4 protein-coding genes are annotated in these 4,019 nt (G+C 63.4%); 2 read left to right on the forward strand and 2 right to left on the reverse strand.

Going from position 1 to position 4,019, the window contains the following annotated elements; all coding sequences use genetic code 11:
- Nucleotides 1–217 (reverse strand): transposase (locus AWC02_RS14900; protein WP_165757904.1); only part of this gene is annotated, 217 nt, incomplete at its 3' end.
- Nucleotides 218–471: 254 nt separating this feature from the next.
- Nucleotides 472–978 (reverse strand): DUF3253 domain-containing protein, encoded by a 507-nt coding sequence (locus AWC02_RS14905; protein WP_109561032.1) that lies wholly within the window; start codon nt 976–978, stop codon nt 472–474.
- A gap of 1,120 nt (nt 979–2,098) precedes the next feature.
- Between AWC02_RS14905 and AWC02_RS14910 the strand changes: the two genes are divergently transcribed.
- Entirely contained in the window at nt 2,099–3,100 is a 1,002-nt protein-coding gene (locus AWC02_RS14910; protein WP_085129534.1) for a patatin-like phospholipase family protein, read from the forward strand.
- 229 nt (nt 3,101–3,329) lie between these two features.
- Complete coding sequence (locus AWC02_RS22620; protein ID WP_237160482.1) at nt 3,330–4,010, forward strand: hypothetical protein; 681 nt, start codon at nt 3,330–3,332, stop codon at nt 4,008–4,010.
- Nucleotides 4,011–4,019: the final 9 nt, after the last annotated feature.

Here is a 4,019-nt window from a genome sequence, read left to right on the forward strand (position 1 = left end):
GGCGGGCGTTCTCGGCCTCGAGTTCTTTGAGCCGTTTGGCGTCGCTGGCCTTCATACCGCCGTACTGGGCGACCCAGCGATGCCAGGTCGACTCGGTGATCTCCAGGTGCCGGCACACCTCGCTGAGTTCCTGCCCGGCGCCGAGCAGTTTGTTGCCCTCGGCGAGCTTGCGGATGATCTGATCCGGCGTATGCCGCCGGCGCTTCTTGGCTGCCATGTCGTTGCTGATTCTTCCTGCCCGAACACCGGGCATCAGAGTCGCACAACAACTGGACCACTACGAGGGGCTCACCTCAACGGGGCGCGGGTACCCGCTTTTCCTGCGGCCCAAACATCATCGGTTCGGCCGGGTGGGCGATTAAGCAGGGCATGTCTTTCAGGGCTGGTGTCACCACATCCCCTGCCGTTGGCGGCCACGCTGCACTGACGACGGGCAGTAGGGGATCGGGCACAGTTTCTGTGTGACTGTATTCAGATCTGTGCCCTGGCCAGGTCGATGTTCTGCGCAGCCGACAGTCGTATCGGGCCCCGAGCGGTCGTCGGATCGATAGTGTGCCCGCGCTGCTGAATGTCGATGACACCTTGACCGGCAAGTGCTTTCGCTCGGACTCGAACGGATTCCATGAGATCGCGCCAGTTTCCGGCGCCGCCGACGATGCGGGCGATGTCGCTCGGGCACGCCGTGCCGGGCGCGCGGTGCCGGACCAGCGTGCAGATCGTTGCGTCAATCCGGGAATTCAACCCGTCGATGCTGGGCTGGTCCCACCAAGGCTCGCCGCGTTCGCCCAGCGCTACCTTCGCGTCATGGACGCGAAGACGGGCGTTATCACCGGAGGCCCGCACCGCTCGGCGAGCAGCCATCAGCGCATTGACCAACTCTTGGCGCAACGATTCGGGAATGGATGGATCGGTGGCACGCCACCGTCTTCCGTTCACGACGATGAACCTGCCGTCGGCGGTGTGCTCGGTCGCAGCCACGCGTCTGCCTCCATACCCGATGCCTGGGCTACGGCGACCACACCGGACGCTCCGTTGCGATAACGCAGCTGAGCCAAGCCGTGCCGCATGTCCTCACATCAGGCTACTGACTGACCCGGTGGCCCTCCAGGACAACACTTCCGTCACAGTGACGTATTGATAGCGACCCCGCGGCTGGAGGGGCTTAGCCTGCCGGAATCGCATTCTCCGACAATCTGCTTCGCGTCTCGTCGATGTGTACACCGTTTGCTTTCGCGGCCGCACTTCAGCGCCCATCAGGTGGCCTGAACGACCTCGTCGGGGAACAGGTAGGCGGTAACGGCCGGCGCCGGATCCGCCGCCGATCTCAGGCCGAGCGCGTTACCCGCCACCACACGAACCGCGATGGGCGACGACGCACGATTCTGGCCGCGGGGAGAGCCGGCGGGTCAGTAGTATCCGAGATTCGCGATCGCCTCGGACCGCCAGAGTCACATCCGCCCTTCGGTCGCATTTCGTCACGGTGACGGATTGACGCGGTCCAGGCGCCGGGGCCGGGGCCGTGGCAGATGTCCCAGATCAGGTTCAGGTCGCGACAGAATGGACACCTCGAAGGACGCCCGGCCGAAGTTGCGAACTGGCGCATGGCCCACGGGCATTCACTCAGCTCGGCGTCGCTTAGACACTTGAAGCAGGGCACCTGAGGCAAGAGCGCAACGAGGTGTTGACGTGCACGGAAATGACCCGCTCAAGTCGACAGCAGGGCGCGGCGACGCTTCACCCGCCCCCTCCACCAGGTACCCCATAACGCCGATAACGTACATTATGTCAGTTTTGGTACCGCATATTGCATCAGATAAATCAACGCCCGGCCGCTTACCATCCAAACACTCCTCCCGTCATCGACCACTGCAACGAGTTGCGATGCCCGCGCGCGTCGCTTCGCGGCCACTCGGTCTGGCAGCTATCACGACGTTTAGCTCGCGATCGACGGATCGCGACGCAGCGATCGTGGATCTGGCGGGCTTCCGCGCCCATGGGTTCCGACTGACCAGCGGACGCCGTTCAGTTCCGGTAATGCTTCCGAACATCGGTCGCCTTCTCGATACGATGCTCGCATCGTCGATCTGGGGGGTTCTCCATGCGTGTGTTGTCGATCGACGGGGGCGGCACGAGGGGCTACCTGCCCGCGCTGGTGCTACAGGAACTCGAACGGCGTGCGGGTTGCCCGGCGGCGGGGTTGTTCGACCTGATTGTCGGTACGTCAACCGGCGGAATCATCGGTATCGGGCTTGCGGCGGGTCGATCCGCTGACGAACTCGCCCAGTTCTACCCCCGCTATGGTCGAGCGATCTTCGGTGGCTCCGATTCGAGACCGCGATGGAAGCAGCGCTTGATCGGGCCGACCGGTGACTTCAAGAAGGACTGGGTAACCGCCCTTCGGAAGGTTGGTAGTCCGTTCGGCGGCGATGCCGCCTCCGGCGGGAATGCCCGGCACGGGGTCGACGGGCTGGAAGGCGCGCTCAGAGAAGTGCTCGGCGATGTGACGCTGGCCGAAGTGTCGACCTCGCTGATCGTCACCACCTATGACGCGGCGTCCGACCTTCCGGTGCTCTTGACGAGCCGCAACGCAGCTTGTCGCGCCGATCACAATCTGGCATTGCATCTTGTCGCGCGAGCAACGTCAGCGGCGCCGACATATTTCCCGTCGTTGGAAACGACATGGGCCGGTGCAACCCGGCGATTCATCGACGGTGGAGTTTGGGCCAACAACCCAGCACATTTGGGGATACTCGAAGCGATCACTAACGGCGGCGCAGAACCAGAGTCGGTTGTGCTTGTGTCCTTGGGCACCGGCGCTGCTCCCGCGCAGGCATCATTCCGACCGGAACTGAGCTGGCTCGGCGCTGCGCTCGACACCGTTGCGCTTGCCATGACCGTTCACACCGGTGATGTGCTCTGTCAGCAGTATTTGAAACCGGGAAATTACCATCGCCTCCAGGTGGTGGATCCCAGCATCGCCGGCGCAATGGACGATCCCTCGGTTGAACGTCTGAGCGCCCTTGATGCAGCGGCGAAGCGGCTGATCGCCGAGAAAAGCGATTATCTCGACCAGATCCTTCGACAGCTCACCGTAACGTGACGACGACCGGACCGGCCTCATCGCCGGGCGTCACCATCGACGGCCGTAACGCGTCGATCCCGATATCGGTGTAGGCAGCGGACTGGCCGTGAAGCCCCCGCTCCTTAAGAAATTCGCACCGCAGCGACGCGCAGACTTTCAACGCAGACTCCTGCGATTGCGCCTCGTCCCACCACACCTCCGGGCTCTGGTGCTCGCACTGACCTCCACGGTCGTTATGGAGATGGCCGTGATCGCCTTGGCGATGATCGGTTGGGCACGGTTCGGCATGTCAGTCGAGACAGCGATCCACGCGCTCACCGGCGTCGCCCTCTTTGCAGGCGCGGTACTGGCCGCCGCCGTATTGGCAGGGGTCGCCCGCGCCCCCGCAGCGCCCAGAGGTGTTGCAGGACGCCTGGCGCGGCTCGGGATTCGCGCCCTGCCGACGACAGGGCTATTGATGATGGCGACGTGGGTGGTGTTCATGGACGACAACTTACGCACACGCGAGGATGCGGTCTGGCCCTTCACCAGGACAGCCATGTGGGCGTTCTTGGCAATCGCCGCAATCTATGTCTGGCGTCCCCCAGTAACCGCATCCAACCGCCTGCTGAACGTCGACCTAGCACTGAAAGTCGTGCTGCCCGGGTCACTGGTCGTCGCGGCGTTGGCTCTGCCAACGACAGCCGGCTTATCGCCTTGGTATGTCACCTTGATGCTCATCCCCGTCCTCTCCGTGCTCATGAACATCGGGATAGCTGTCATTCCAGGTATCTCGGTCGCTTTCACAGTCAAAGCGCTGGAAGTGACTCGCGATCGCGGCAGAACGGTTGCCGAGTTCATTGGGACGCGGAAGTCGCTTCTGAGGGGGACCCGTTTGGTGGTCCAGTCGCTATGCGGCTTGGGGTTGGTGGGTCGAGGTCCACTGTAAGGCGAACTC

It is taken from the genome of Mycolicibacter engbaekii (assembly GCF_002101585.1).
GTDB classification, from domain to species: Bacteria; Actinomycetota; Actinomycetes; order Mycobacteriales; family Mycobacteriaceae; genus Mycobacterium; species Mycobacterium engbaekii.

Excerpts from the sequence above, each read along its gene's own strand:
- AWC02_RS14910 (WP_085129534.1), top strand. The coding sequence starts at position 2,099 with ATGCGTGTGTTGTCGATCGACGGGGGCGGCACGAGGGGCTACCTGCCC.